The organism is Streptomyces spongiae (assembly GCF_009377185.1).
GTDB lineage: Bacteria > Actinomycetota > Actinomycetes > Streptomycetales > Streptomycetaceae > Streptomyces > Streptomyces spongiae.
Window position 1 is genome coordinate 1 of the sequence record NZ_VJZC01000905.1, and the last position, 2726, is coordinate 2726.

At 69.1% G+C, this 2726-nt stretch carries 3 protein-coding genes and 1 tRNA gene; 2 read left to right on the top strand and 2 right to left on the bottom strand.

The annotated features are described in order from the left end of the window. Positions 1 to 43: 43 nt before the first annotated feature. Positions 44 to 125: transfer RNA gene (locus tag FNH08_RS48470), tRNA-Tyr, on the bottom strand. A 225-nt stretch (positions 126 to 350) separates the two neighbouring features. Between FNH08_RS48470 and FNH08_RS48475 the strand changes: the two genes are divergently transcribed. Beyond that, on the top strand, positions 351 to 839 hold the full coding sequence (locus FNH08_RS48475; RefSeq protein ID WP_152778272.1) for a YajQ family cyclic di-GMP-binding protein: 489 nt from the start codon (positions 351 to 353) through the stop codon (positions 837 to 839). Between the two features lie 180 nt (positions 840 to 1019). Here FNH08_RS48475 and FNH08_RS48480 read toward each other — a convergent pair whose 3' ends face one another. Then, entirely contained in the window at positions 1020 to 1286 is a 267-nt protein-coding gene (locus FNH08_RS48480; protein WP_152778273.1) for a GlsB/YeaQ/YmgE family stress response membrane protein, read from the bottom strand. Between the two features lie 192 nt (positions 1287 to 1478). Here FNH08_RS48480 and FNH08_RS48485 point away from each other — a divergent pair. Beyond that, positions 1479 to 2726, top strand: a 1248-nt coding sequence (locus tag FNH08_RS48485) for an APC family permease (protein ID WP_152778274.1), incomplete at its 3' end; no start/stop codon positions are given.

Consider the following 2726-nt stretch of genomic DNA (forward strand, 5'->3'; position numbering starts at 1 on the left):
GTGACCTGCTGTTCTAGCAGGTCACGGGCCCCTTGTTTCCGTGTGGCGGCGCCAGGATTCGAACCTGGGAAGGCTGAGCCGGCAGATTTACAGTCTGCTCCCTTTGGCCGCTCGGGCACACCGCCGGGGGTTGTCGCCCATTGAACCGCCTTTTGGCGGTGCTCCGTGGCAACGACGTAAACGATACCTGATGCTCGGGGGTGCTTCGCCACCCGATTGATCTGCGCTCCGAGGGGAGGGGGTGGCTAGGCTTGTGCGGATGCGGCCCGGGACAGACGCCGGGTTCGGCGACCGCCCCCGCACGCCGATACGCACTCGATTCGCACCCCTGATACAAGGAGCCACAGGACATGGCCGACTCCAGTTTCGACATCGTCTCGAAGGTCGAGCGGCAGGAGGTCGACAACGCCCTCAACCAGGCCGCCAAGGAGATCTCGCAGCGCTACGACTTCAAGGGCGTGGGTGCCTCGATCTCGTGGTCCGGCGAGAAGATCCTGATGGAGGCGAACTCCGAGGACCGGGTGAAGGCGATCCTCGACGTCTTCCAGTCCAAGCTGATCAAGCGCGGCATCTCCCTGAAGGCGCTGGACGCCGGCGAGCCCCAGCTCTCCGGCAAGGAGTACAAGATCTTCGCGTCGATCGAGGAGGGCATCTCCCAGGAGAACGCCAAAAAGGTGGCGAAGATCATCCGTGACGAGGGCCCGAAGGGTGTGAAGGCCCAGGTGCAGGGTGACGAGCTCCGGGTCAGCTCCAAGAGCCGCGACGACCTGCAGACCGTGATCGCCCTCCTGAAGGGCAAGGACTTCGACTTCGCCCTTCAGTTCGTGAACTACCGGTGAGCCGAACGAGGTCGACGGTGAGCAACTGAGCGCCACCGAAGGGCCGTTGGTCGTCCGCACGGCGGGAGACCCGCGCTGCGCGGCAGGCTCGCCCGTGTCAGACACGATGAGGGCCGGTCCGGCACCTGATGACGCCGGACCGGCCCTCTCGCCTGCTGGCTGCGGGCTCGAAACAGGTGATCAGCGGCGCGAGTGGCCGAAGAGTATGCGGTAGGCGACCAGCAGCACGAGGGAGCCGCCGATGGCCGCGGCCCAGGTGGTGCCGTCGTAGAAGTCCTTGTTGATGGGGTGGTCCATCCAACGGGCCGATATCCAGCCACCGATGAACGCGCCCGCGATACCGATGAGGGTCGTGCCGATGAATCCGCCCGGGTCGCGTCCCGGCAGCAGGAACTTGGCGATGGCTCCGGCCAACAGCCCCAGAATGATCCAGCTGATGATGGTCATGCCGTGAACCTGCCCTTCCGTTCTGTGTTTGCGCTGTACTCCTGCTCCGGCCAGGTGGTTTTCACACCTGTCGCATCTGTCACTTGTCTTACCTGGGACGCGTGTGCGTGGTGCTGGTGATGCCGGTCCCCGGTGTGATGGAGGACGTCTCGGCTGCGGCTGCCGGTTGCACTGGTCAGTAGGGTGCGGGCCATGACACAGCCTGGCTCGAACACCAGCCTGCGGCGGACCCTCGGGGTCGGCGACGCCGTGGTCATCGGTCTGGGATCGATGGTCGGGGCGGGCATCTTCGCCGCCCTGGGACCGGCGGCGACCGTGGCCGGATCGGGACTCCTTCTCGGTCTCGGGGTGGCCGCCGTGGTCGCCTACTGCAACGCCATGTCATCGGCACGGCTGGCGGCGATCCACCCCGCCTCGGGTGGCACGTACGTGTACGGGCGCGAGCGGCTCGGGGACTTCTGGGGGTACCTGGCGGGCTGGTCGTTCGTCGTCGGCAAAACGGCCTCGTGCGCGGCGATGGCGCTCACCGTGGGCGCGTACGTCTGGCCTGGTCAGGCGCATGCCGTGGCCGTCGCGGCCGTGGTGGCGCTGACCGCCGTGAACTACGGCGGCATCCAGAAGTCCGCCTGGCTGACGCGGACGATCGTGACGGTGGTGCTGGCGGTCCTCGCTTCCGTGGTGGTCGTGTGTCTCGGGTCCGGGGAGTCCGATGCCGGTCGGCTGGACATCGGGCTCCCGTCCGGGGCCGACGGGGTGCTTCAGGCGTCCGGCCTGCTGTTCTTCGCGTTCGCCGGGTACGCGCGGATCGCGACCCTCGGTGAGGAGGTGCGGGATCCGGCTCGCACCATCCCCCGCGCGATCCCGCTGGCGCTGGGCATCGCACTCGTGGTGTACACCGCTGTCGCTGTCGCCGTCCTTTCCGTGCTGGGGGCCGACGGGCTCGGCGAGGCCTCGGCGCCGCTGGCCGCCGCGGTGCGGGCCGCCGACGTGCCGGGCCTCGTTCCCGTGGTGCGGGTCGGTGCCGCCGTGGCCGCGCTGGGGTCGCTGCTGGCGCTCATCCTGGGGGTCTCCCGGACGACGCTCGCCATGGCCCGCGACCGGCATCTGCCCGGCGCCCTGGCCGCCGTGCATCCACGCTTCCGGGTGCCGCACCGAGCCGAGCTGGCCGTCGGGACGGTGGTCGCCGTCCTGGCCGCCACCACCGACGTGCGGGGCGCGATCGGTTTCTCCTCCTTCTGTGTGCTCGCGTACTACGCCGTGGCCAACGCCTCGGCCTGGACGCTGAGTCCGGCCCCGTTGGCGCGGGTCGTACCGGTGGTCGGGCTCGTCGGCTGCGTCACGCTGGCGTTCGCGCTGCCCGGGGTGTCCGTGGCCGTGGGGGCGGCCGTCCTGGGCGTGGGGGCGGCCGCGTATGCCGTACGACGGTGGTGGGGTTCGCGG

What these genes read in the sequence shown, in the direction of transcription:
- FNH08_RS48480 (WP_152778273.1), bottom strand. Translation starts at nt 1,286, where the DNA reads ATGACCATCATCAGCTGGATCATTCTGGGGCTGTTGGCCGGAGCCATC.
- FNH08_RS48475 (WP_152778272.1), top strand. Translation starts at nt 351, where the DNA reads ATGGCCGACTCCAGTTTCGACATCGTCTCGAAGGTCGAGCGGCAGGAG.